General features: G+C 70.6%; 24 protein-coding genes and 1 pseudogene. 6 read left to right on the forward strand and 19 right to left on the reverse strand.

The window, feature by feature from the left end; genetic code table 11:
• The first annotated feature begins 3 nt into the window (after positions 1-3).
• From AC1MEY_RS14575 to AC1MEY_RS14585, 3 genes are all read left to right on the forward strand, one after another.
• Positions 4-906, forward strand: coding sequence for a DUF4097 family beta strand repeat-containing protein (locus tag AC1MEY_RS14575; protein ID WP_480226220.1), 903 nt, complete (start codon positions 4-6; stop codon positions 904-906).
• Positions 907-993: 87 nt separating this feature from the next.
• On the forward strand, positions 994-1,758 hold the full coding sequence (locus AC1MEY_RS14580) for a response regulator transcription factor (RefSeq protein WP_480231490.1): 765 nt from the start codon (positions 994-996) through the stop codon (positions 1,756-1,758).
• Positions 1,755-3,275 (forward strand): sensor histidine kinase, encoded by a 1,521-nt coding sequence (locus AC1MEY_RS14585; protein WP_480226221.1) that lies wholly within the window; start codon positions 1,755-1,757, stop codon positions 3,273-3,275. Before AC1MEY_RS14580 ends, AC1MEY_RS14585 begins: the two co-directional genes overlap by 4 nt.
• Before the next feature lie 12 nt (positions 3,276-3,287).
• On the opposite strand, the gene AC1MEY_RS14590 is transcribed toward AC1MEY_RS14585, so the two are convergent.
• Positions 3,288-3,758 (reverse strand): Rrf2 family transcriptional regulator, encoded by a 471-nt coding sequence (locus AC1MEY_RS14590; RefSeq protein ID WP_480231491.1) that lies wholly within the window; start codon positions 3,756-3,758, stop codon positions 3,288-3,290.
• 92 nt (positions 3,759-3,850) lie between these two features.
• Between AC1MEY_RS14590 and AC1MEY_RS14595 the strand changes: the two genes are divergently transcribed.
• On the forward strand, positions 3,851-4,678 hold the full coding sequence (locus AC1MEY_RS14595) for a nitrilase-related carbon-nitrogen hydrolase (protein ID WP_480226222.1): 828 nt from the start codon (positions 3,851-3,853) through the stop codon (positions 4,676-4,678).
• On the opposite strand, the gene AC1MEY_RS14600 is transcribed toward AC1MEY_RS14595, so the two are convergent.
• The 16 genes and pseudogenes from AC1MEY_RS14600 to AC1MEY_RS14675 all read right to left on the reverse strand — a co-directional run bounded on the left by AC1MEY_RS14600 (position 4,667) and on the right by AC1MEY_RS14675 (position 22,174).
• Entirely contained in the window at positions 4,667-5,320 is a 654-nt protein-coding gene (locus AC1MEY_RS14600) for a pyridoxamine 5'-phosphate oxidase family protein (RefSeq protein WP_480226223.1), read from the reverse strand. The genes AC1MEY_RS14595 and AC1MEY_RS14600 overlap by 12 nt on opposite strands.
• A 5-nt stretch (positions 5,321-5,325) precedes the next feature.
• On the reverse strand, positions 5,326-5,922 hold the full coding sequence (locus tag AC1MEY_RS14605; RefSeq protein ID WP_480226224.1) for a cysteine hydrolase family protein: 597 nt from the start codon (positions 5,920-5,922) through the stop codon (positions 5,326-5,328).
• 9 nt (positions 5,923-5,931) lie between these two features.
• Positions 5,932-6,603: a hypothetical protein gene (locus AC1MEY_RS14610; protein ID WP_480226225.1), complete on the reverse strand. Its 672-nt coding sequence runs from the start codon at positions 6,601-6,603 to the stop codon at positions 5,932-5,934.
• A gap of 93 nt (positions 6,604-6,696) precedes the next feature.
• Complete coding sequence (locus tag AC1MEY_RS14615) at positions 6,697-7,443, reverse strand: 3'(2'),5'-bisphosphate nucleotidase CysQ (RefSeq protein ID WP_480226226.1); 747 nt, start codon at positions 7,441-7,443, stop codon at positions 6,697-6,699.
• Positions 7,440-9,290: a sulfate adenylyltransferase subunit CysN gene (gene cysN / locus AC1MEY_RS14620; RefSeq protein ID WP_480226227.1), complete on the reverse strand. Its 1,851-nt coding sequence runs from the start codon at positions 9,288-9,290 to the stop codon at positions 7,440-7,442. The genes AC1MEY_RS14615 and cysN overlap by 4 nt, the downstream gene beginning before the upstream one ends.
• A 32-nt stretch (positions 9,291-9,322) precedes the next feature.
• Positions 9,323-10,249 (reverse strand): sulfate adenylyltransferase subunit CysD, encoded by a 927-nt coding sequence (gene cysD / locus AC1MEY_RS14625; RefSeq protein ID WP_480226228.1) that lies wholly within the window; start codon positions 10,247-10,249, stop codon positions 9,323-9,325.
• A gap of 191 nt (positions 10,250-10,440) precedes the next feature.
• A complete protein-coding gene (locus AC1MEY_RS14630) occupies positions 10,441-11,475 on the reverse strand; it encodes an NAD(P)-dependent alcohol dehydrogenase (RefSeq protein WP_480226229.1) in 1,035 nt (344 codons plus the stop codon).
• A 2-nt stretch (positions 11,476-11,477) separates the two neighbouring features.
• Positions 11,478-12,749: a cytochrome P450 gene (locus AC1MEY_RS14635; protein ID WP_480226230.1), complete on the reverse strand. Its 1,272-nt coding sequence runs from the start codon at positions 12,747-12,749 to the stop codon at positions 11,478-11,480.
• Positions 12,750-12,761: 12 nt separating this feature from the next.
• Positions 12,762-14,159, reverse strand: a complete 1,398-nt coding sequence (locus AC1MEY_RS14640) for an NAD(P)/FAD-dependent oxidoreductase (RefSeq protein WP_480226231.1) — start codon at positions 14,157-14,159, stop codon at positions 12,762-12,764.
• The gene (locus AC1MEY_RS14645; RefSeq protein WP_480226232.1) at positions 14,156-14,371 is read right to left on the reverse strand and encodes a ferredoxin; all 216 of its coding nucleotides are present in this window, start codon (positions 14,369-14,371) and stop codon (positions 14,156-14,158) included. The genes AC1MEY_RS14640 and AC1MEY_RS14645 overlap by 4 nt, the downstream gene beginning before the upstream one ends.
• Positions 14,372-14,591: 220 nt before the next feature.
• Positions 14,592-14,737 (reverse strand): annotated as a pseudogene (locus AC1MEY_RS14650) (carbonic anhydrase); the annotation flags it as partial.
• 68 nt (positions 14,738-14,805) lie between these two features.
• Positions 14,806-16,728, reverse strand: a complete 1,923-nt coding sequence (locus AC1MEY_RS14655) for an ArnT family glycosyltransferase (RefSeq protein WP_480226233.1) — start codon at positions 16,726-16,728, stop codon at positions 14,806-14,808.
• Complete coding sequence (locus AC1MEY_RS14660; protein WP_480226234.1) at positions 16,725-17,996, reverse strand: bifunctional glycosyltransferase family 2/GtrA family protein; 1,272 nt, start codon at positions 17,994-17,996, stop codon at positions 16,725-16,727. Before AC1MEY_RS14660 ends, AC1MEY_RS14655 begins: the two co-directional genes overlap by 4 nt.
• 62 nt (positions 17,997-18,058) lie before the next feature.
• Complete coding sequence (locus tag AC1MEY_RS14665) at positions 18,059-19,915, reverse strand: glycosyltransferase family 39 protein (protein WP_480226235.1); 1,857 nt, start codon at positions 19,913-19,915, stop codon at positions 18,059-18,061.
• Positions 19,916-19,938: 23 nt separating this feature from the next.
• Positions 19,939-21,492 carry a sensor histidine kinase gene (locus AC1MEY_RS14670; RefSeq protein ID WP_480226236.1) on the reverse strand — a complete coding sequence of 518 codons (1,554 nt, stop codon included), beginning with the start codon at positions 21,490-21,492 and terminating at the stop codon, positions 19,939-19,941.
• Positions 21,470-22,174, reverse strand: coding sequence for a response regulator transcription factor (locus tag AC1MEY_RS14675; protein ID WP_480231492.1), 705 nt, complete (start codon positions 22,172-22,174; stop codon positions 21,470-21,472). Before AC1MEY_RS14675 ends, AC1MEY_RS14670 begins: the two co-directional genes overlap by 23 nt.
• A gap of 175 nt (positions 22,175-22,349) precedes the next feature.
• Here AC1MEY_RS14675 and AC1MEY_RS14680 point away from each other — a divergent pair, with 175 nt between their 5' ends.
• A complete protein-coding gene (locus tag AC1MEY_RS14680; protein ID WP_480226237.1) occupies positions 22,350-22,796 on the forward strand; it encodes a hypothetical protein in 447 nt (148 codons plus the stop codon).
• Here the strand turns inward: AC1MEY_RS14680 and AC1MEY_RS14685 are convergent.
• On the reverse strand, positions 22,793-23,059 hold the full coding sequence (locus AC1MEY_RS14685; protein WP_480226238.1) for a hypothetical protein: 267 nt from the start codon (positions 23,057-23,059) through the stop codon (positions 22,793-22,795). The genes AC1MEY_RS14680 and AC1MEY_RS14685 overlap by 4 nt on opposite strands.
• A gap of 121 nt (positions 23,060-23,180) precedes the next feature.
• Positions 23,181-23,432: a hypothetical protein gene (locus tag AC1MEY_RS14690; RefSeq protein ID WP_480226239.1), complete on the reverse strand. Its 252-nt coding sequence runs from the start codon at positions 23,430-23,432 to the stop codon at positions 23,181-23,183.
• A gap of 232 nt (positions 23,433-23,664) precedes the next feature.
• Here AC1MEY_RS14690 and AC1MEY_RS14695 point away from each other — a divergent pair, with 232 nt between their 5' ends.
• Entirely contained in the window at positions 23,665-24,645 is a 981-nt protein-coding gene (locus AC1MEY_RS14695; RefSeq protein ID WP_480226240.1) for an ABC transporter permease, read from the forward strand.
• Positions 24,646-24,674: the final 29 nt, after the last annotated feature.

Consider the following 24,674-nt stretch of genomic DNA (forward strand, 5'->3'; position numbering starts at 1 on the left):
CCCGTGACCATCATCGCTCCCCCGCCGGTACCCCCCACCAACCCGCCGCCCGCGCTGACGCCGGGCGGGCGGACAGCCATCCGCGTGCTGCTGGTCGTCGCGGCGACCGTCGTCGTCGTCGGCACGGTGGCGTCACTAGGAGTCACGGCGTGGGGGCTCAGCACGTTCCGCGTGGTCGCCGACGAGAAGGCGCTCCCCGGGGACACGCGGTCGCTGGTGATCGACGCCCGCGACGTGACCGCCGCCGTGCGGGTGAAGGCCGATCCCGACGCCACGGAACCTCGGGTCTCGATGCGGCTGATCAATTCGTCGCGGTCGGGTGACCAGACCCTGGACGTGAGCCGGGTCGGCGGCGACACCGTCGTGACGGTCGCCGGCGTGCGCTCCGACTTCCTCAGCTGGGGCCGGGCCGGCGAGGTCACCGTCACCCTGCCACCCGAGATGGCGCGGCGACTGTCGCTGACGACGCGGCAGGACACCGGGGCGCTGTTCGCCCAGGCCGACGTCGATACCCTGAACGCCACCAACGAGGACGGCGCGGTCATGCTCAGCGGGTCCGCGCGCCGGATCGAGATCCGCACCACCGATGCGGACGTCGTTGCCCGCGAACCGCTCTCGGTGCGGGAGTCGTTCGTGGTCGACTCCGCCGACGGCGACGTGAGCGTCGACTTCACCGGCGCACCGCCCCGCACCATCGAGGCGACCACCGAGACGGGCGACGTCGCACTCGGACTGCCGGACCCCGGCCCCTACCTGGTCCGCACCTCCGGCGAGTCGACGCGGGTGCGGGTCTCCGAGACCGAGAACCCGGCCGGAGCCTCGGCCGAGGTGACGGTGCGCTCGTCGGACGGCGACATCGTGGTCGACCGGCTCGGATCCAGCCGCGCGGAGCGGCCGCACCGCTAGCTCGCACGCGCTGACCTGCGTACATGTGAACCGTCTATGAATCGGGTCGCGCGTGGCGGCCAGATCGGCAGAATGTTCCCCATGACGATGCAGCAGCAGGTCAGGGGTGCGCCACCGCGGCAGGCCGTGCTGGGTCGGCTGCCGCGGATGTACCGCCCCGACGGGTCGCCGATCCGGACCCTGCTCGTCGACGACGAGCGAGCGCTGACCAACCTCGTGCAGATGGCGCTGAAGTTCGAGGGCTGGGAGGTCGACGTCGCCCACGACGCGGCGGAGGCGGTCGGCAAGTACCAGGCCAACACCCCCGACGTCGTCGTCCTCGACATCATGCTGCCCGACATGGACGGGCTGGGCGTCCTGCAGCGACTCCGCGAATCAGGCACCTACGTGCCGATCCTGTTCCTCACCGCACGCGATTCGGTGCGCGACCGCGTCAACGGCCTCACCGCCGGTGGCGACGACTACATGACCAAGCCGTTCAGCCTCGAGGAACTCGTCGCCCGGCTCCGCGGCCTGCTGCGCCGCTCGGCCTACCTCACCCCCGAGGACGGCGAGACCCTCACCGTCGGCGACCTGGTCCTCGACGCCGCCAACCGCACCGTCACCCGCGGCGGCGACGACGTGGCACTGACGTCCACCGAGTTCGAGTTCCTCCGCTTCCTGATGCGCAACCAGCGGCGCGCCGTCACCCGCCAGGAGATCCTGGAACGGGTGTGGAACTACGACTTCGGCGGGAAGTCCAGCATCGTCGACCTCTACGTGTCGTACCTGCGCAAGAAGGTCGACTCCGGCCGCCCGGCCATGATCCACACCGTGCGCGGCGTCGGCTACGCGTTGCGGCCCGCCGAATGAGCACCCGGCAGGCGCGCGGCTGGCGCACCTGGCCGCTGCGCAGGCAACTGGTGGTGGGCGTGTCCGCGGTCGTCACCACGGTGCTGATCACCGTCGGCACCATGTCGGTGCTGACGCTGCGGGCATCGGTCACCGGGATCGTCGACACCCAACTCAACTCCGCCGCCGAGGGTTTCAGCCAGTCGGTGACCAAGTACCGCGCCTCCCCGCTGCCCACCGGCGCGATGCCACCGCCCGATGGGATGAAGCCGCTGACTTACCTGATCGGTCAGGCGCCGGGCAACATCGTCGTGCTGATGCGCGACGGCCAGGTGGTCGACACCGCGATGTTCGGCGACGGCGACGCCACGGCCGCGCCACCGTCGGCGGTACGCGAACTCACCGAGCGCGCCGGCACGCTCGACGAGTCGGTGAACCTGTGGTTGCCCGATCTCGGCAAGTACCGGCTGACCAGCCGGCCGGCAGGTCCCGGGGAGGAACTACTGACGGCGGCCTCGCTGCGGCAGGCGAGCGCGGCGGCCACCCGCGAGACCATCGTCGTGGCCGTCCTCACCGCACTGGCGCTGATCGTCACGGCCGCAGGCACTCTCGCGATCGTCAGGGTCGCGCTGCGGCCGCTGGGCAGGGTGGCCTCCACCGCCGCGGAGGTCGCGGAGACACCGCTGAACCGCGACCGGTACGCCATCACCCCGCGCGTCCCGGAGGGCGACACCGACGCCCGCACCGAGGTCGGGCTCGTTGGCGACACCCTGAACCGGCTGCTGGACAACGTCGAACGCGCGCTGACCGAGGTCTCCGCGTCGGATCGCCGGATGCGACAGTTCATCACCGACGCCAGTCACGAACTGCGCACACCGCTCGCGGCCATCCAGGGGTACGCGGAACTCACCCGTCAGGACAGCTCGGTGCTGCCCGAGACCACCGAGTACTCGCTGGCGCGCATCGAGGCCGAGGCCGCCCGGATGAACGCCCTGGTGTCGGATCTGTTGCTGCTGGCCCGGTTGGACGAGGGCCAGGACTTCGAGACCACCGACGTCGACGTGGCCGACCTCGTGGTCAACGCCGTCAACGACGTGGCGGTGTCCGCGCCCGACCACGGCTGGACCATCGAGGTGCCCGACCATCCGGTGTGGGCCCGCGGCGATCGCGCGAAACTCCATCAGGCCGTGACGAATCTGCTGTCCAACGCCCGCGACCACACCCCCGGGGGCACGGCCGTCGTCGCCCATCTCGAGGCCGGCACGGCGATCACGCTGACGGTGCGCGACGACGGACCCGGCATCGAGCAGGACCTGTTGCCGCACCTGTTCGAGCGGTTCGTCCGGGCCGACAAGGCTCGCATGCGCCAATCCGGCAACTCGGGGCTCGGCCTCGCGATCGCCCAGTCGATCGTCGAGGCGCACGGCGGCACCATCGTGGCCGAATCTGGGAGCGGCCGAACGACGTTCACCATCGAACTGCCGTCGGCGACCACGTCGCTCTCGCCCGAACTCGACCTGGCGGTGGCGGTCCGCTGACCGCCCGACCGGTCAGCCGTGGCCGCGCTCGGACTCCTGGTCCTTGTAGTCGCCGGCCAGGGTCGCGACGTGGCCGGGCAGGTCGCCGGACGCCACGTCGGCGAGGCTGGTCTCCTCCAGCACCGACCGCATGCTGGCCCGCAGGGCCCGCCACACGTCGGTCAGCGACGCCGTCGGACCCGAGTACGGCAGATCGCCGAGGCCGATGTCGCGGACGCTGGCGAGCGGCCCGTCGATGCAGCGCAGCACGTCGGCGATGCTGACGTCCGCGGCGGGGCGGGCCAATTCGTAGCCGCCGTCGCGCCCGCGGTGGCTGCGCACCAGACGGTCGGTGCGCAGATCGCTCAGGATGTCGACCAGGAACTGCGCCGGAATGCCCTGCGCCTTGGCGAGGTCGTCGGTCTTGACCAGCACTCCCTCGTCGACCGTGGCCAGCTGGACCATCGCCCGAACGGCGTATTCCGCCTTCGCCGACATCCGCATGTCTGCAGATTGTGCCATCGAGGGGGTTTCAATCGGGGACTGGTTCGGGGCGAGCGCGAGCGACGGGACAAGAAATGCGCCACCATCGAGGGATGACCACTCGCGTGACGTGCTGCCAGGTGCCGCTGCTGATCGGGGACGTCACCGGGAACCGGACCACCGCGCGTGCCGCGATCGAGCAGGCAGCCTCCGACGGCGCCCAGATCGTGGTGCTCCCGGAACTGGTGACCTCGGGCTACGTGTTCGCCGACCGCGCGGAACTCGAGTCGCTCGCCGAGACGCGCGACGGACCCAGCATCACCGAGTGGGCGAACCTCGCCGAGTCCTTCGGGCTGACAATCGTGGCGGGATTCCCCGAGGCCGCCGGTGACCGGGTGTACAACTCCGCCGTGGTGGTCGACCCCAGCGGCGTCCGGGGCGTCTACCGGAAGACGCACCTGTGGGACACCGAGAACTCCGTCTTCGACCGCTCCGACGACCTACCGGTGGTGGTCGACACCGAGCACGGCCGCATCGGCGTCCTGGTCTGCTACGACGTCGAGTTCCCGGAGTGGGTGCGCGCCGTCGCACTCTACGGCGCCGATCTGCTGTGTGCACCCGTGAACTGGCCGCTGCTCCCCCGGCCCGATGGCGAGCGTCCCACCGAGATGGTGCGCGTGCTCGCGGGGGCCGGCATGAACCGCATGCCGATCGCCGTGTGCGACCGCGTCGGCGTGGAGCGCGGACAGGACTGGATCGGCGGCTCCGTCATCACCGACGCCGACGGCTACCCCGCGGCGCTGGGGCAGTTCGGCCATCCGGGCAACGTCACGGCCGACCTCGACCTGGCGCTGTCTCGGATCAAGCGGTTCAACGAGAACAACGACGTGCACGGCGACCGCCGCACCGACCTCTACCGCCGGACGTCGCTACTCGACTGAGGGACCGCCCAGGGCGCGCACCGACCCGGGCACGGGGATGCCGGGCCGTAGATCGGGCGCGGGGTGCGGTGCGCTGTAGGCGATCGACATCGGCACCACGCCCGCCCACGCGTCGCCCGCGACGTCCTCGTCCGGATCGTCCGGCCAGCCGGCGCTGACCTTGAGGGACCAGTTGTCGGTGCCGATGGGCAGTCGCAGCGCCAGCGTGGCCGCGACCTCCTTACGCGTGCTGGGACGCAGTTCGGCGACCCGGCCGGGGATGAACGCGTCGGTCAGCGCCTCCAGAGCGGCGACCTTGTCGGCGTCGGGCACCTGCTCGAAGACGCCGAACAGCACGGCGCTGCGGTAGCGGAACGACGACTCGAATCCGCTGCGGGCCACCATGACCCCGTCGAGCGCCGTCACCGACACGGCCGCGGGCGCACCCGCGGCCAGTGCCCGCATCCACGGCGACCCGGTGGAACCGTGGATCACGAGGTCGTCGTCGATGCGGGTGAAGCCGGTCGGGAACACCACCGGGTGGCCGTCGCGGACCAGCGCGACGGTCGCCAGTGGGGTCGCCGCGAGCAGTTCGTCGAGGGCATCGCGCGACGTGGTCTGCTTCTCGGCGAGCCGGGACACCTCGGTGGAGGGACGCGTCACGGCGATCAGTCCGGGATCGCGGCGGCGTCGGGAACGACGACGGCGAACATGTCGGCGAGCCCGGCGAGGCTGGCACCGTGGATCGAGGCCGCGGGCACGGGGGTGCCGTCGACGCCGGGGAGGCTGCGCGTCGCGGTCGCCGCGGCCACCACGGTCGGCGAGTAGCCGCCGTTGAACGCACCACGGGCAGTCGAGTTCACGCACATGTGCGTCATGAAGCCGGTCAGGACCAGGTTCTGCGCCCCGACGGCCTTGAGGCGCTCGTCGAAGTCCGTCTGCACGAACGAGTTCGGATACTGCTTGACCACCACGGGCTCGCCGTCGCGGGGCGCGACCAGCGGCACGATGGCGCCGCTCTCCCCCTCGACGTCGTACAGCGAGCCGGGGCCGTCGCTGTGCTGGACGTGGATGATCGGCACCCCGGCCGTCCTGGCCCGGTCCAGCAGCGCGGCGACCTCCTCGAGCGCGGCGCCGACGCCCTCGAGTTCCATGACGCCCCGGGTGTAGGTGTTCTGGCAGTCGATCAGCACCAGCGTCGAGTCGCCCAGCGGCGCGGGCGTCAGGGGAAGTTCGGCCAGCGCGCGCAGCGTGGGATTGGTCATCTCGCCAGGCTAGTGCGAGCCCGCGATCAGCGTCACGGCCGGGCGTGACACCTGCCAGCGGTCGCACCCCTCGCGCAGTGCGGCGTCGACGGCGGCGGCGATGCCGGTGAGCCGATCGGTCCCGCCCGTCGGCCCCGGGTCGCCGGATCCGCCGCTGAGCACGATCCGCCGGACCGGCGACCCGCACGTCTTGAGGAGCGCCGCCCGGCAGAGCAGCCGTTCGGCCTCGGCGGCCCACTCGACGGCGCCGCCGGAGTCGTCCACGTCGGCGTGCAGGCCGATGACGCTCAACCGGCGGTCGCAGAGCACCAGCGGGCAGCGACCGTCGAGGTAGAGGTACTTGGTGCGCTGGGCGCAGCGCGACAGGCCGGCGATGTGGCGGGACGTCCCGACGACGAAGCGGGTCAGCCCGAGGTTCACCGCCTGACGGATCGAGTCGGTCACCGGACCGCACCGGAACACCAGCTGGTTGGGGCGGACCCCGGTCGACAGCACCCGGGCCAGGTGGTCGTCGGCGTCGACGGTGACCGTCAGCCCGTGCTCGCGCACCCACCGGGCGACCGCCGGATCGGCGAGCGCGGCCGCGGACACGCCGCAGCCGGCGCCGGGGAGCGCGCTGCGGACGCCCCTGATCGAATTGCGCAGTGGCGAGGGGTCGTTCGTGACGAGTGCGGAGGGCATGCCATCAGGACTACGCCGGACGGCGGGCGTCGGCGCGGATCCATACGGGCCCATGACACCGCCGCGGCCGATGTTTACGCCGTCTTGACGGCCCTAGGCCCGGGTCGTGACGGCGAGCACCGCGTCCCGGAACTCGGGCCGGCACACGATCAGGTCCGGCAGCGAGACGTCGGACTGGTTGTAGCGCAGCGGCGACCCGTCCAGGCGCGAGGTGTACAGGCCCGCGGCGCGGGCCACCGCGACGGGCGCCGCGGAGTCCCACTCGTACTGCCCGCCGGCGTGCACGTACACGTCGGACACGCCCTGCACCACGGACGCGACCTTGGCACCCGCCGATCCCATCTCGACGAGCGTGCCGCCGAGCGCCTCGCACACGGCGAGTGCGACGGCAGGCGGACGGGTCCGCGACACCACGACACGCGGTACCGCGGGGGCCGCGGGCGGCGGGGCCACGTCCGGGGTGGCCAGCGTGACGCCCTGGGCCGGCAGCGCGACCGCACCGGCGACCAGTTCGCCGGACTGCCACAGCGCGACATGCACGGCCCAGTCGTCACGGCCGAGTTCGGAGAACTCCCGGGTGCCGTCGAGCGGGTCGACGATCCACACCCGGTCGGCGGTCAGCCGCCTGGAGTTGGCGCGCTCCTCCTCGGTGGCCTCCTCGGACAGCACGGCGTCGTCGGGGCGCTCGGACGCCAGCGCGCGCATCAGGAACTCGTGGGCGCGCGTGTCACCCGCGGCCTTCCGCTCCGCGGCGTCCGCGTCGGCGAACTCACGGCGCACCTCCAGCAGGAGTGCGCCCGCCTCGGTGGCGAGGCGCGCCGCCACCTCGTGGTCGGTCACGCGTGGGCCTTCAACATGTCGACCACGCTATCCGCCAACTCGTCGGGCGTGGGTCCGGGGACGAGCCGCAGGTCCGGGTTCTTGGGCCGCTGGTACGGGCTGTCGATGCCGGTGAAGTGGGTGATCTCGCCGGCCCGGGCCTTGGCGTAGAGCCCCTTGGGGTCGCGTGCCTCGCAGTCGTCGAGCGGGGTGTCCATGAACACCTCGAAGAAGGTGAACCCCTTCTCGGAGTGCACCTTCCGGGCCAGCTCGCGATGCTCCTCGAGCGGGCTGATGGCCGGCACCAGCACCGTGAGGCCCGAGTCGGCCATCAGCGTCGCGATGTGCGCCAGGCGGCGCAGGTTCTCCGCCCGGTCGGACATCGAGAAGCCGAGGTCGGCGTTCAGTCCGTGCCGCAGGTTGTCGCCGTCGAGCACGTAGGCGGGACACCCGTTGGCGAGCAGCTTCTGCTCGACGAGCACCGCCACCGACGACTTGCCCGAACCCGACAGACCGGTGAACCACACCGTGCGGCCCTTCGAGAGCCGGTCGTCGGTGCGCACCAGCGACTGGTGGCGCACGGTGTTCGGCGTCGCGGAGCGATTCGCCACCGGCGTGGTGTCGCGCACCATGCCCGCGGCGATCGTGCCGTTGGTGTCGGGGTCGATGAGGATGAACGATCCGGTGGCGGCGTTGCGGGCGTACTCGTCGAGCAGCAGGGGCACCTGGGTGCGCAGGGTGATCCGGCCGAGTTCATTGAGCTTCAACGCCGTTGCGCTCTTGTCCCGGTGCAGCGTGTTGACGTCGAGACGGTAGTCGAGTGCGACGACCTTGGCCCGCGTGGTGCGGGTCGTGTGCTTGATCAGATAGTCCCGACCGGGCTCGAGCGCGGCTGCGTCGGCCATCCAGCACACCATCGCGTCGAACTCCTGCGTGACGTGCGGGCGGTTGTTGTCCCGCGCGATCATGTCGCCGCGCGACACGTCGACGTCGTCGGCGAGGCTGATCGACACGGCCATCGGCGGGAACGCCTCGTCGACGGGTCCGGTGGGACCCTCGATCGCCGTGATCCGGCTCGTCTGTCCCGATGGCAGCACGGCGATCTCGTCACCGGGACGCAGCACCCCGCTCGCGACGGTGCCCGCATAGCTGCGGTGGTCGGCGTGCTCGCGGGTCTGCGGGCGGATCACGTACTGCACCGGGAAGCGCACGTCGATCAGGTTGCGGTCACCGGCGACGTACACCTCCTCGAGGTGATTGAGCAGCGCCGGCCCCTCGTACCACGGCGTGGCGTCGGACTTGGTGACGACGTTGTCGCCGTTGAGCGCCGACAGCGGAATCGACGTGACGTCGTGCACGTCGAGCCGGGCGGCGAACTCGTGGAACTCGTCGCGGATCTTCTCGAACCGCTCCTGCGACCAGTCGACGAGGTCCATCTTGTTGACGGCGAGCACGATGTGCTGAATCCCCAACAGCGACGCAAGGAATGCGTGCCGGCGGGACTGCTCGAGCAGGCCGTGCCGGGCGTCGACGAGGACGATCGCGAGCTGAGCGGTCGACGTGCCGGTCACCATGTTGCGGGTGTACTGGATGTGCCCCGGCGTGTCGGCGATGATGAACTTGCGCTTCGACGTGGCGAAGTAGCGGTACGCGACGTCGATGGTGATGCCCTGCTCGCGCTCGGCCCGCAGGCCGTCGGTCACCAGGGCGAGGTCGGTGTAGTCGTTGCCGCGTTCCTTGGAGGTGCGCTCGACGGCGGCGAGCTGGTCCTCCATGACGGCCTTCGAGTCGTACAGCAGCCGGCCGATCAGCGTCGACTTGCCGTCGTCGACCGACCCTGCGGTCGCAATCCTCAGAAGCGTTGCCATGTCAATTTTCCCGTCGCTTCGCTCGCCCCATGTCAGAAGTACCCCTCGCGCTTGCGATCTTCCATACCGGCCTCGGAGATCCGGTCGTCGGCGCGCGTGGCGCCACGTTCGGTGAGCCGCGAGATGGCCGTCTCGGCGATCACCTCGGCGACCGTGGCCGCCGTGGACTCGACGCAGCCCGTACAGGTGACGTCGCCGACGGTGCGGAACCGCACGGTCTTCTCGATGATCGGCTCGTCCTTGCGCGGGTGCAGGAACTCGTGCACCGCGAGCAGCATGCCGTCGCGCTCGAAGACCTTGCGCTGGTGCGCGTAGTAGATCGACGGCAGCGTGATCTTCTCGGCACCGATGTAGGACCAGATGTCGAACTCGGTCCAGTTGGAGATCGGGAAGGCGCGGATGTGCTCGCCCTTGTGGTGGCGGCCGTTGTACAGGTTCCACAGCTCCGGCCGCTGGGCCTTGGGATCCCACTGGCCGAACTCGTCGCGGAAGCTGAAGACGCGCTCCTTGGCGCGTGCCTTCTCCTCGTCGCGGCGGGCACCACCGAAGGCCGCGTCGAACTTGTTCTCGCGGATGGCCCGCAGCAGCGTGAAGGTCTGCATCGGGTTGCGCGACGGGATGGTCTCGACGACGCGGCCGGCGTCGATGTCGTCCTGCACCTTGGCGACGACGAGCCGCACGCCGCTCTCGGCGACGAGCTGGTCGCGGACGGCGAGCACCTCGTCGAAGTTGTGTCCGGTGTCGACGTGCATCACCGGGAACGGCAGGCGGCCGGGCTGGAACGCCTTGATCGCCAGGTGCAGCATGACGATCGAGTCCTTGCCACCGGAGAACAGCAGCACCGGCTTCTCGAACTCAGCGGCGACCTCGCGAATGATGTGGATGGCCTCGGCCTCGAGCGAGCGCAGGTGGCTCAACTCGTACTTGCCGGCCGGCTGATCGAGTTCAGCGGTCGTCATGACTTCCTCTTTAAGTTGGTAGAGTTAGCCAGAATTACAATCATGCCCTGGAATGTACGACGGGGTGCGGTGCGGTGTCAACGGTCGGGGTGCGAACGGGCGCACCGAGCGCCACTGTGCGGGTTCTGAATGCATCCGCCGAGAGCACGGTCGACGACCCACACACTCGGCGCCGCCGACGCGCCGAACCCCTAGCCGTGTGGCGTGATGACCGCGCGACCGCGGATCTTGCCGTCGTGCAAGAGGTGATACGCGTGCTCAGCCTGGTCGAGCGGGAAGTGTTCGACGAGCATCGTGAGTTTGCCGCTCTGCGCGAGGCTGACCACCTCGATGAGTTCGGGGATGCTGCCCCAGAACGGTGCTGCGACGGAGCATTCGAGCGCCGGACTGTGGAAACCGACCGGAAGTGAGGCGTTGCCGAGGCCGACGACGGTGAGGTGTCCGAGCGTCCGCGACACCCTGGCCGCCATCGTGAGGGTGGGCGCGATGCCGACCATGTCGAGGACGAGTTCGGCGCCCAGTCCCCGGGTGACGTCCCCGATCTGCCGCACGGCGTCGTCGCCGGAGACGAGGACCTCGTCGGCACCCATGCTCGTGGCGATCTCCAGTTTGGCGTCCGACGTGTCGACGGCGACAACGGTGGTTGCGCCGCTGAGCGCCTTCAGCACCTGGATGGCCATCTGCCCGAGGCCGCCCGCGCCGATGACCACCGCCGTCGAACCCGGCCCCAGCAGGTGCACCGAACGCTTGACCGCGTGGTAGCTCGTCAGGCCCGCATCGGTGAGCGGCGCCGCGTCACGGGGATCCAGGTCGCCGAGCGGGATCAGGTAGCGCGTCGAGGGGACCAGCAGGTACTCGGCCATGCCACCGTCGTTGCCGCCCAGCCCACCCGGGGTCGGCTTGCCAGGCATCTGGCAGTAGTTCTCCATCCCCCGACGGCAGTTCATGCAGAGGCCGCAGCCCCACGGCCCGTAGACGATGACGGGATCGCCAGTCGCGAAACCGGTTGCGCCAGGGCCCATCTGCTCCACCCATCCGGCGTTCTCGTGGCCGAGCGTGAACGGTAGCTCCAGGGCTCCCGCGGGCGCCTCCAGCAGGTGGAGGTCCGAGTGGCACGCGCCTGCGCCACCGACCTTGACCAGTACCTCCCCCGGGCCCGGTTCGGGCACCGGCACGTCTCGGAGTTGCCCTGGCTGTTGCCATTCGACGAACTGGAAGGCCCGCATCGTCAGGGCGTGATCCGGTCGAACTGGACCTCGAGGTGCAGCGGTCCGCGGAACACCTGATTCTGCCGGTAGGGCGGCGGATCGACGACCAGACGCGGGTTCTCGACCCGCCGCAGGAACGTCTCCACCGCGATGTTGACCTCGAGACGCGCCAGTGGACCGCCGACACAGCTGTGCACGCCGCGGCCCCAGCCCACGTGCTGGTTGTCCTTGCGCTCGATGTCGAACTTCTCCGGGTCCGGGAACCGCTTCGGGTCGCGGTTGGCGGCGCCGTACAGCAGGTGCACCGCCGAACCCGCCGGAATGACCACACCGCCCACCTCGACGTCGGCGGTGACGCTGCGGCTCGGGAAGAACTGGACGGCGGACTGCAGCCGGAGCACCTCCTCGATCGCCGCGGGGATCAGCTCGGGCTTCGCCCGCAGCAGATCGAGCGACTCCGGGTTGCGCAGGAGCAGCAGCACACAGTGCGCGATGGTGTTGACCGTCGAGTCGTGGCCGGCGATCAGCAGCAGCATGGCATTGGCCGCCGCCTCCTGCACCGTCATCGGCCCATCCGGGCCGTCCGTGTCATTCACCATCTTCGACAGCACGCTGTCCTGCGGATCGGTCAGGAAACCGCGGATCAGATCATCCATGTACGCGGTCAGCGCGGCGGTGCTCTGCTGACCCTTCGCCCTGCGCGCCTGCCCCTCCTCGGTGGCGGCGTCCGGACCCAGGTCCATGCCCGCCATGAAGTCGAAGATCCAGCCGTGGAAGGTCGGCTCGTCCTTGAGGGGCACGCCGAGGATCTGGCAGATGACGGCGACCGGTACCGGATAGGCGTAATCGTCGACGACGTCGAACGTGTTGCCACCCTTGGCTTTGAGGCCGGTGAGGGAGTCGTCGCACAGGGTCTGGATGTCAGCGGCCATGTTGGGGATGACGTCCGGAGAGTGCGGCGGGGCGAAGTGCCGCATGACCTGTCGACGCTGCCTGTCGTGCTTCGCCGGGTCGGACACGATCAGGCTTGCCTCGCGGCCGTAAGCCTGCATGTGCTCGGCGCCGGCGCTCGCCTGCTCCGGCGGTTGGCCCGAGATCGGGCTGCGGCTGATGTCGGAGCTGACGTGCGGGTCGTGCGCGAGTTGCAACAGTTCGCGGTAGCCGGTCACCACGTAGACCCGGTCGGCGACCTGCACGACGGGCGTCTGGCGCAGCTCGTCGAAGAACCGGTAGGGGTCATGGCGGTTCTCGTACTTCATCGCCTCGGTCCAGGCGGTGGCAGCAGTAGTCATCCTTGGTCCGTTCTAGCGGGCTCTGGCGCGGAACTCGGCGCCGCGGGAGGTCGGGTCGTGGCCGGTGAGGACGACGTCGGGAATCCCGGTCGGTGCACGCGGGTCACCGAAACGAGCCGACATCACCTCCGAGTTCGCGGGCACGTCATAGCCCGGCGGCGGTGGCGGGAACGGCGCAGACCGTTCGATGAGCCGTGCGTAGTACTCGAGCCACTTACCGTGGTTGAACGTGATCGCGCCGACGATGCGGCCGTTCTTGCCGAAGGCGGCGGCGAATCGCAAGTCCTCCACCGAGCCCTGGGTGAAGACGATCTCGTCACCGAACGAGCACACGCCGACACCCTTGATGTTGACGCCGAACTGGCCGGACCAGAACTGCGGCAGCGGCAGGTGCGGTCGGCGCGCCTTCTCGAGATTGACCATGTTGTGCGCGGCGGTCTGGGCACCCAGCACCGCGGCGTCCACGTGTTCGATCGCCATGAACTGGTACTCGTAGAGCACGTGCGGTGCTCGGGCGATGTCACCGGCGACGAAGATGTTGTCGGTCACCACTCCGTTGATGTCGAAGGCCCGGCACCCGGCGTCGCAGCCGACCCCCCAAAACCCGGTCGCGAGTTCCGCGCCGTCGAGCCACTCGATGTTGCGGACTGAACCGAGCGACGCCACCACCACGTCGACGTCGAGCAGCGTGCCGTCCGACAGTTGAGCCTGCCGGACGTGACCGTCGGCGTCACCCTTGAGCGCTTCGACTGCCACCCCGGTACGCAAATCCACTCCGGCGTCGCGCTGCATCTTGGCAGCGATGTCGCCGATGACACCGCCGAGCGGTCCCACCAGAGGTGCACTGGATCGTTCCGCGACCGTCACGTTCAATCCGAGATCACGGCACACCGAGGCGATTTCGGAACCGATGAACCCGGCTCCGACGATCAGCACCCGCCTCGGCTCGGCCTTGAACGCCGCCTGAATCGCCGCCGCGTCGTCACTGGTGCGCAACGTGAAGAGGCCCTTGAGCTTGGCCTCCTCGGGATTGAACCACTCGCGGGAGCGGACGCCGGTGGCGATCAGCAGCCTGTCGTAGGGCACCCTGTCGCCGTTGGCGAGCAGGACCTCGTGGTTGTCGCGGTCCAGTCCCGTGGCCGCCACGCCGAGGCGCCAGTCGGCGTCGACGGCGCGCAATCGCGGCAACTTTGTGTTCCCCGCAGGCACCCATCCCTTCAGCACCTGCTTGGACAGCGGCGGCCGGTCGTAGGGTTCGTGCACCTCGTCGCCGATGATCGTCAGGGAGCCGGTGAAACCCTCGTCGCGCAACGCCTCCGCGGCGCGGAGGCCAGCCAGCGACGCACCGACGATGACGATCCGGCCCTCGGCTTTGAAGGTGCTGACGAGTTCGTCGATCAGCGTCCTCATGTCGTCGTCCGGTCCGACGGCGGGTCCATCTCCGCGATGATGGCCTGCACCGGGCAGGACGCCACGGCACGCGCTACCTGCTGGCGTTGCGACTCATCGGGATTCGGGTCGTACATGAGCGCCTCTTCGCCGCTGAGTTGAAGGACCTCCGGCGCCAGGGGCACGCATTGCGCGTAACCCAGGCAGCGGTTGAGGTCGACGACGATGCGCATGCGGACCGGCCCTTCTCGAGCCGGCGCCGAGGGCTGATCGGCGACGCCTCGCAGAGATGATCGCGTTGACGCTACGGTAAATGCGGCAGGGGCAGTCGACATTCGCGGAAGTGCACGTCACCGCGGATGCCGAGCGCACACATGGTTAACGCGTTTCCCGAGAGGGAGCGTCAACAAGCGTGCGCTCGGGGGTCTCTCTTGCAGGGTGAGGAACGTGCCGGCCTCGTATGCGCCTCAGCGACTGCCGGGCGTCCATGCAGGCGAGGCGACCACCGCGACGTGCTTGCTCGGCGGCAGCGGCAGCGGGCCCTCGAACCGGGCCGCGTAGGCCTCGTTGTTCTTCAGGTATTCGTCGGTCACGGACATGGGATCTCCTGGCGATGCGGGCAGACGTCACCACCGACGGTAGTGACGCCTGCCCGGGCCCGACAGCGTCAGGATCGCGGTGATTCCAGGTCGTAGACGGTCGTGCCGCCGACGTCGGCCTTCGCGAAGTTCGCCTCGATCCACGACGAGATCTCCGTCGCGGTGCCGTCGCGGTGTCCGGGCGGACCGAACCGCTCGGAGGCGATGAAGTACCGCACCTGACCGTCGGAGACGTACTTCTGGAACTGCTCGAGCGTCGGCGACGGATCGCCACCGGTGAAGCCACCGATCGCCATCAACGACTCGCCGGTCTTCAACTCGAGGGTGCTCACCTGCATGGACCCGATTCCCGCTGCGGCCCAACGACTGTCGGTGCCCTTCAGCAGGCCCTCCAGCTGCGGGTTGTCCCTCGTGCCGAACGGATCGCCGGACTTGTCGGCTGACTCGTCGTCGGGCTTGTCGTCTCCTCCCGGGGGCCCGAAGCCGAACCCGCCGGCCTTGGCGGGACCAGACGTCGCGACCGGTCCATTGTGCTGCCCCGCGACCGTCTGCCACGAGTACGCGACGGTGGCGCCGAGTCCGACGAGGCAGGCGAGCGCGGCGAGGACGGCCGTCGCCCGACCGGCACGCTGCGCGCCGACGGCCAGTGCGGCGGCCACCAGGACGGAGCCGACCAGGATCACCCAGCGCAGTGCCGGAAGCCATTCGGGGCTGCGGCCCAGCAGGACGAACGCCCACGCCCCGGTGCCGGCGAGCATCGCCGCGAGTATCAGGCGCGGTACGAGGACGGCCCTGCGACGCCACAGCTCGGGCACCGTCATGCCGACCAGTGCGGCGATCGCCGGGGCCAGCGCCACGACGTAGTACGGGTGCACGGTGCCGTCCATGAAGCTGAAGACGAGCGCGGTGATCAGCAGCCAACCGCCCCACAGCAGCATGCTCGCCCGGCGCAGGTCGGTGCGCGCGGCACGCCACGTCAGCCACGCCAGCACGACGATGCCGACGAGCGCGACGGGCAGCAGCCACGACGCCTCGGTGCCGAACGACGGTCCGAACATGCGGCCGATGCCGGGCTCGCCGCCGAAGAACACGTTGCCGCCGAACGGTCTGCCCTCTCCACCGGGGCCCGCGTCGCCGCCGCCTCCGGCGGGTCCGCCACCGCCGACGATGCGCTGGATCCCGTTGTAACCCAGCGCCAATTGCAGCAGGCTGTTGTCGGTAGACCCGGCGATGTAGGGCCGGGTGTCGGCGGGCCACAGGCTGACCAGCGCGACGTACCAGCCCGCCGACACGATCACGGCGACCCCGGCGACCACCAGCGCGCCCAGCCGCCGCCACAGCGACGTCGGCGCCGCGACGAGGAACGCCAGTGCGAATGCCGGCACGGGCAGGAACGCCTGCAGCATCTTGGTGAGGAACGCGAAGCCCACGGCGACGCCGGTCAGCGCCATCCACCGGTAACTGCCGTTCTCGATGGCCCGCACCGTGCAGTAGGCCGCGACGACGAGCAGGAGGACCAACAGTGCGTCGGGGTTGTTGTAGCGGAACATGAGCGTCGCCACCGGGGTGAGGGCGAGGACCGTCCCGGCGACGAGGCCGGCGCCCGCACCGCTGCAGCGCTTCACCGTGACGTACAGCAGCGCCACCGACGCGACGCCCATCAGCGCCTGCGGGAGCAGCATGGTGAACTCGTTGAAGCCGAACAGCCTGCCGGACAGGCCCATCGCCCACATCGCGGCGGGCGGCTTGTCGACGGTGATCGCATTGCCCGCGTCCAGCGAGCCGAACAGCCACGCCTTCCAGCTCTGCGTTCCGGCCTGGGCGGCGGCGGCGTAGTAGCTGTTCGCCCAGCCCGACGAGCCGAGCCCCCAGAGGTAGAGCACGGCGGTGCCGACGAGCAGGGCCACGAGGCCGGAGCTGGCCCAGCGCGGATCGGGAACGTCGCCGTCGTGGGCGCGCACCTCCGCCCGGCGGTCTGCGGTGAGGGTCATGACTGGATTTCCTTCGAGGTCGAACGGGAGCGGCGGGGATGGAAGACCCAGCCGCGGAGGAGGACGAAGCGGACCGCCGTCGCGACCAGGTTGGCGACCACCAGCACACCGAGTTCGACCATGCGGTGCGGGGTCTCGACGAACGCGTGCAGGCCGGCGAGTGCGCCGCTGGTGATCGCGAGGGCGATGCCGAAGACGATCAGACCCTCGACGTGGTGGCGCGCGCCGTTGCCCGCGACGCCGAACGTGAACCGGCGGTTGGCCGCGGTGTTGCCGACGGCGGTGACCAGCAGGGCGACCAGGTTGGCGGCCTGCGCGCCGATCCAGCCGTGGAGTAGCACGAACAGCACCAGGTAGGCGGCCGTGGACGCGACGCCGACGGCGCCGAACCTGACCACCTGCCGGAACAGCGAGCGCGGTGCGGCCGCACGTCGTGACGGACCGAGTTGCGCCGCAATGGCGTTGACGGGGATGGAGCCGTCGGCGAAGCCGCGCAGCAGCCGTCCGACACCACGGAGATCGGCCGCCGCGGTCGAGACGATGTCGACGCGGCTGTCGGGGTCGTCCACCCAGTCGACCGGGACCTCGTGGATGCGCAGCCCGCTGCGCTCGGCGAGCACCAGCAGTTCGGTGTCGAAGAACCAGCCGGTGTCGGACACGTGCGGCACCAACTCGCGGGCGACGTCGGCGCGGATCGCCTTGAACCCGCACTGCGCGTCGGAGAAGCCGGCGCTGAGCGTCGACCGCAGGATCAGGTTGTAGCAGCGGGAGATGAACTCGCGCTTGGCCCCGCGGACCACGCGGGACCCGCGGCCCAGCCGGGTGCCGATCGCGAGGTCGGAGTGCCCCGAGATGAGCGGCGCGACCAACGGGGCGAGGCCGGTGAGATCGGTCGACAGGTCGACGTCCATGTAGGCCAGCACCTCGGCGTCCGAGTGCAGCCACGCGTCGTGCAGCGCCCGGCCGCGGCCCTTCTGCTCGAGCCGCACGACGCGCACGCCCTCGAGGTCGGCGGCGAGTTCGGCGGCCACCCGCGGGGTGCCGTCGACGCTGGCGTTGTCGGCGATCGTGATGCGCACCTCGTACGGGAACGTCTCGTGCAGGTGCCGGTGCAGCCGGTGCACCGACTCCGCGAGGGCGGCCTCCTCGTTGTAGACGGGGATCACCACGTCGAGCACCGGCACCCCGCGCGCGGCGGCGGCGCGAGCCGCATTGGGGCGGGAGGCGAAGCGGGTCACCCGTTCGGGCCGCGTGTCGAGTTGCGTCATGACCTCATCCTCGGGGGGCGTGGTGTGGCGGCCGTTTGGGCGAGCTATGCGCCGGCTGTGAATCACGCGGCGGGGGGTGCGGTGAGGTCGTAGACCACGACGTCGTCGACGATCATCGGGGTGAAGTGCGACTCCACCCACGCCGCGACGTCGGCGGCGGCGCGGCTGCCGGTGGCCTCGCCCCGACCGAAGGTGCCCATGATGCGGCTGCGGATGAAGTAGTGCACGTCGCCGTCGGCCACGAATCGCTGGAACTCCGGCAGCGTGGGCGCCGGGTCGGTGCCGTTGAACCCGCCGACGGCCATCACGGGCGCGCCGCTCGCCAGCTGGTACCCGGCGGCATTGTTGGAGCCGACGACCGCTGCGGCCCAACGGTACTGGTCGGCGTCCTCGGCGAGCAGCGCCGTCAGACCGGCGCCGGGCGTGGGTGCTCCCAGGAACCCCGTCATGCCGCCGAACTGGCCCGCACCGCTCGCCGGCCCGACCGACGGGATGGCCCCGCTGTGCGGCGTGGCGGCGGTCGCGACGGCGTAGGCACCGGGTCCGGCGAGGCAGGCGGCGACGGCGAGCCCGGCGGCGGCCAGCGCCACCCGGCGCGGCAGACGCGCGTTGACCAGCAGCAGCACCGCCGCGCCGATGCCCACCGCGGCGACGCCGACCGTGAACCAGGCCGGCCAGTCCGCGTGCCGGTTCAGCAGGACGGCCGCCAGCACCACCGTCACCGCGACCGTCGACGCCATGGCACTCGCCGCGCGGACGTCGAACCGGTTGCGCCACAGCATCGTCGAGCCGATGCCGATCACGGCGCCGATCGCGGGCGCCAACGCGACCGTGTAGTAGGAGTGCACGATGCCGCCCGCGGCGCTGAACACCACCGCGGTGACGACCAGCCAGCCGCCCCACAGGATGAGCCCGCAGCGTGCGGCGTCGGTGCGCGGCGCTCGCCGCGTGATCAGCAGCCCCGCGACGAGGCAGATCAGCGCGGTCGGCAGCAGCCAGCCGGCGTAGGCGCCCATCCCGCTGCCGAGCAGGCGGCTCCAGCCGACGTCGTAGTCGAGGTTGCCGAGACCGCCGACCTCCTCACCGGTGAGGCGACCCAACCCGTTGTAGCCCAGGGCCAGTTCGACGATGCTGTCTTTCTGCGAGCCGCCGACGTAGGGCCGTGACGACGCGGGCCACAGTTCGACGAGCACCAGGTACCAGCCCGAGGACACGACGAGCGCCACCGTGCCCGCGGCGAGCCGGAGCACCCGGTGGCGCCACGGGACGGCCGCGGTCGCGAGGTAGGCGACGGCGAACGCGGGCAGGACGAGGAACGCCTGCAGCATCTTCGCCAGGAACGCCACGCCCACCACGACGCCGGTCGCGACCAGCCACCACCGTCCGGCGTCCCGCTCGCACGCGCGCTGCGTGCAGTAGGCGCCGATCACCAGCATCAGCACCAGCAGGGCGTCGGGGTTGTTGAAGCGGAACATCAGGGCCGCAACGGGTGTCAGCGCGAAGACCGCGCCGGCGATCAGCGCGGCACCGGGTCCGGCAGCGCGGCGGACGGCCGCGTACAGGACGGCGACGGCGCCGACGCCCATCAGCGCCTGCGGGGCGAGCACGCTCCACGAGCCCAAGCCGAACAGCCGCACGGAGGCATCCATGACCCACAGCGCCGCCGGGATCTTGTCGACGGTGATCGCGTTGCCCGCATCGCTCGAGCCGAACAGCATGGCCGTCCAGTCGGTGGAACCGGCCTGTGCGGCAGCGGAGTAGAACGCGTTCGCCCATCCGCTGGCCGACAGGTTCCACAGGTACAGTGCCGCCGTCGCCACCAGCAGGGCGCCGAACCGGACCCGTTCCCACCGCTGCGTCGTCGATCCGCCGCGGGCGGTGTCCTCGGGTGTCGCCGCGCGCGGCAGTACGGCTGTCACTCCTCCGAGTGTCGTTCGGCCGACTAGGCCCCTGATGTGCCTCTGCTGTGGGTGGGCTGTGAACCGCCGGGCAACCGCACCACGAACTCCGTCGACCCCGGGACGCTGTCGACCTCGATGGTGCCGTCGTGCGCCTTCACCACGGCAGCGACGATCGCGAGGCCGAGCCCGGTGCCGCCGTCGCGCCGGGAGCGCGACGAGTCACCGCGGGCGAACCGCTCGAAGACCTCGCCCTGCAGTGCGGCGGAGATGCCGGGCCCGTCGTCGGCGACGCTTAAAACCACGGCGTCACCGTCCACCTCGAGCGACGTGGTCACCGACGTTCCCGCCGGGGTGTGCGTCCGGGCGTTGGCGAGGAGGTTCGCGAGCACCTGGTGCAGGCGTGCCTCGTCGCCGAGGACCAGCACCGGCTCCTCCGGCTGGTCGATGGACCACGCGTGGTCGGGGCCGGCGACGTGCGCGTCGCTCACCGTGTCGACGACCAGTCGCGACAGGTCGACGCTCTCGCGTTCGAGCGGGCGGCCCGCGTCGAGGCGGGCCAGCAGGAGCATGTCCTCGACGAGCTGGGTCATGCGCAACGTCTCGGACTGCACCCGGCTCATCGCGTGCGCCACGTCGTCGGGCAGTTCGTCCCGTTTGCGTTGCGCCAGTTCGGTGTACCCGCGGATGGCGGCCAGCGGGGTGCGCAGCTCGTGGCTGGCGTCGGCGACGAACCGGCGCACCCGGGTCTCGCTCTCGTGTCGCGCCGACAGCGCCCCGGAGATGCGGTCCAGCATCCGGTTGAGCGCCGACCCGAGCTGACCCACCTCGGTGTGCGCGCCCGCCGGGTCCACCCGGACGATCGGCGTCGGCAGGCTCACCTCGCCGCGGTCGAGTTCGAGGTCGGCGACGTCGCGCGCGGCGGCCGCCACCCGGGACAGCGGCGCCAGTTGGCGTCGGATGACCAGGATTCCCGCGATCGTCGCGGCGAGCAGCGCGGTGATCGCGACCACGCAGAACATGCCGAGCACCCACAACGCGGTGTCGTCGATCACCGCCGTCGGCAGCCCGGTCACGATCGTCTGGCTGCCGTGCCGGGAGTGCAGTCCGATGACGCGGTAGCGGCCCAACCCGTCGAGGACGACGGTCTGCGGCGTGTGGGTGGGCGGCACCGCGGCGAGTTCGGCGGCCGCGGCGGCGCTCACCTCGGATCGGCTGCCGTCGGCGGTGATCACGCCGGCATCGACGGCGCCGTCGGTCTCGATGACCGCCCCGGCAGTGCGGGCGGCCTGGCCGGGCGCGTTGAGGAAGCCCGGCCCCGGGCCCGCCTCGGGATTGAAGCGCCTGTCCGCGGGCAGGTCCGGCGGCGGGAACGGCAGGTCGAAGATGGCCGCCGAGCGTCTGCCCGCCTCGAGCAACTGCTCGTCGAGCTGATGGCTGAGGAAGCGTTGCAGCGCCAACTCAGTCCCGACGCCGATCGCCGCGCACACCGTGGCGAGCAGGACGATCTGCGTGACCAGCAGCCGGACCCGCAGCGACCAGGTGCGCGGGGAGAAGACGCGGGTGCGGGAACCGTCAGCGGGCGGGCTTGAGGACATACCCGGCCCCCCGCAGGGTGTGGATCATCGGCTCGCGTCCGCTGTCGATCTTCTTGCGCAGGTAGCTGACGTACAGCTCGACGATGTTGGACCGGCCGCCGAAGTCGTAGCTCCACACCCGATCGAGGATCTGCGCCTTGCTCAACACGCGCTTCGCGTTGCGCATCATGAACCGCAGCAGCTCGAACTCGGTGGCGGTCAACGTGATCGACTCGCCCGCGCGGGTCACCTCGTGACTGTCCTCGTCGAGGACCAGGTCGCCCACCACGATCTGTGCCCCGCCGGACTCGTCGGCGATGCCGGTGCGGCGCAGCAGCGCGCGCAGCCGCAGCACCACCTCCTCGATGCTGAACGGCTTCGTCACGTAGTCGTCGCCGCCCGCGGTCAGGCCCGCGATGCGGTCCTCGACGGAGTCCTTGGCCGTGAGCAGCAGCAGCGGCAGGCCGGGCGTCTGGGCACGCAGTTCCGCGAGGACGTCGAGGCCGCTCATGTCGGGCAGCATCACGTCGAGCACGACCACGTCGGGAGGCGTCTGGCGGGCCGCGGCGATCGCCGACGCGCCGTCGCCCGCGGTGGTGATGTCCCAGCCCTCGTACCGCAGGGCCATCGACACCAGCTCGGCCAGCACGGGTTCGTCGTCGACGACCAGGACGTTGATCGGGCTGCCGTCCGCGCGCCGCATGACGACGCGCCCGGCGTCCCTGTCGTGAGTCGAACCGGTGGTCATGTCCCCCATTATCGACCGGACCGGTGGGCCGACCCTGTGTCGAACCTATGCGCCGGCTGTGAGAGATCCGCTCAGCCGCCGCTGACGCCGTCCACAGCGCGCTCACATGCCGGGCGCGCACAGTGGAGCGATGAACTCGTGGGGCGTGCGCGGCACACTCGCCGCAGTGGGGGTCGCCGTCGTCGTCGCCGGCGGCGGTGGCGCCGCGGTGTACAGAGCCACCGCCGAGGGGCCGCGGCTGGGACCGCCGCACGGTGGCCCACCATCCGGCCGTCAGGCGGGGTTCGGATCGGCGCCGACGACGCCGTCTTTGCACTCGGAAATCGCCGTCGCCGACGGATCCGGCGTCACCACGAAGCTCACGCAGACGGGACGGCTGATCGCGCTGTCACCGACGGCGGTGACCGTCCGCAGCTCCGACGACTTCACGTCGACCTACGTCCTGCCGCCCGGCGCGGGCACGCCCGCCGTCCGGGTCGGCGACGACGTCGAGGTGGCCGCGACGCGTGAAGGGGAGGCCGCGGTGATCCGGTCGATCGACCAGACCTCGCGACCTCCCCTGTCGGCGGCGGGTTAGCCCGGCACGCCCTCCAGCTCGGACGGCAGCGGCGCGGGGCCCTCGATCTCGGGCTCCGCGAACGTCGTCGTCGGCGTCGGCGGCGCGGTGGTCTCGGTGCTGGTCTCACCGACCGTCGCCTCCGAGGTGGTGATGCTCGGCTGCACCGGGCCCGGGGGCGCCGGCTCGGGCTCGGCGGCACTGGTCGCCATCGTGACACCGCCCATGGCCAGCAGAGCACCGGCACCAACGGCGGCGGTCACAGTCTTCAACTTCGTGGTCATCACGCGGATCACTCCCCATCGATCGCTCGAACGTGTCCAAAGGGATGTCGAACCCCTTCGAGACACCGGGTAACCGATGTGAAGTTCTGCCAAACGCCTGCCAGTTGCCTGTTACACGCCGTTACTTGGCGGACTCCTCCTCCGACGGCAGCGGCGCGGGTCCCTTGATCTTCGGCACGGCCTCCGCCACCGCCGGCGCGTTCGACGGCGTGGTCTCCGTGCTCGTCGCACCGATCGTCATCGTGGTGCTCTTCGCCAGATCGGGTCCGGTCGAGGGCACCGTCGCGGCGCTGATCGCGCCGATCGCCACCAGCGCGCTCCCACCGATGATCGCGGCGTACGTCCTGACGTGCCTACGGGTCTCGTTGGTCATGTGTCCGTCACCTTCGAATGATCGTCATCTCCGTCGCACTCCCGCCCGCGGGGTCCGACTCCACACCCGAGTGAACGCGCCGAAGCTGGACGCACGCTGTGGCCGTGCTGCCAGTTCTCTTCCCCGTCCCCCTCGTCCGACGCGCGGCGCGGGCGCGCCCATCGGGGCCGTTGAGGGGTGTGCGCCCGGCGATCTCCTACCCTTGCCGCATGCGAGTACCGGCGAGCGCGACGTGACGCGGTTCCTGGCTCGTCGACTCCTCAACTACGCGGTGCTGCTGGTCCTCGCGTCGTTCCTCACCTTCTGCCTCACGGCATGGGCGTTCAACCCGCTGGAGAACCTGGAGAGCCGCAACCCCCGCCCGCCGCAGGCCGTCATCGACGCCAAGGCCGCCGAACTCAACCTCGACAAGCCCGTCCTCGAGCGATACGGACACTGGGCGGCCGGCGCGGTGCGCGGCGACTTCGGCACCACGATCACCGGCCAGCCGGTCTCCGACGACATGTGGCGGCGCATCGGGGTGAGCCTGCGACTCGTCGTCATCGGGTCGGTGCTGGGCACCGTCATCGGCGTGGTGGTCGGCGCGTGGGGCGCGGTCCGGCAGTACCGGTTCTCCGACCGGCTGATCACGGTCGTCTCGCTGCTGCTGATCAGCACGCCGACCTTCGTCCTCGCGACCCTGCTGATGCTGCCCGCCAACGCCATCAACACCGCCCTGGGCTTTCAGCTGTTCCAGTACATCGGCGAGACGTCGACCACCGTGTCGCCGGGGTTCACGAGCGGCGTCGTCGACCGGGTGCAGCACCTGGTCCTGCCGTCGGTGACGTTGGCCCTGTTCTCGATCGCGGGGTACAGCCGCTATCAGCGCAGCGCGATGCTCGACGTGCTCGGCCAGGACTTCATCCGCACCGCGCGGGCCAAGGGACTCACCCGGCGGCAGGCGCTGCTGCGCCACGGGCTGCGCACGGCACTCATCCCGATGGCGACGCTGTTCGCCTACAGCGTGGGCGGTCTCGTCACCGGGGCGGTGTTCGTGGAGAAGATCTTCGGCTGGCACGGCATGGGCGAATGGGCCGTGCAGGGCATCGCCACCCAGGACACCAACATCGTCGCCGCCATCACCGTCTTCACCGGCGCCACGGTGCTGCTGGCCGGTCTGCTGTCCGACGTCATCTACGCGGCGCTGGACCCGAGGGTGAGGGTGTCCGCGTGAGCGACGAACCGGTGACCACGCAGGCGTCG

Source organism: Mycobacterium sp. PTI7 (assembly GCF_056679845.1).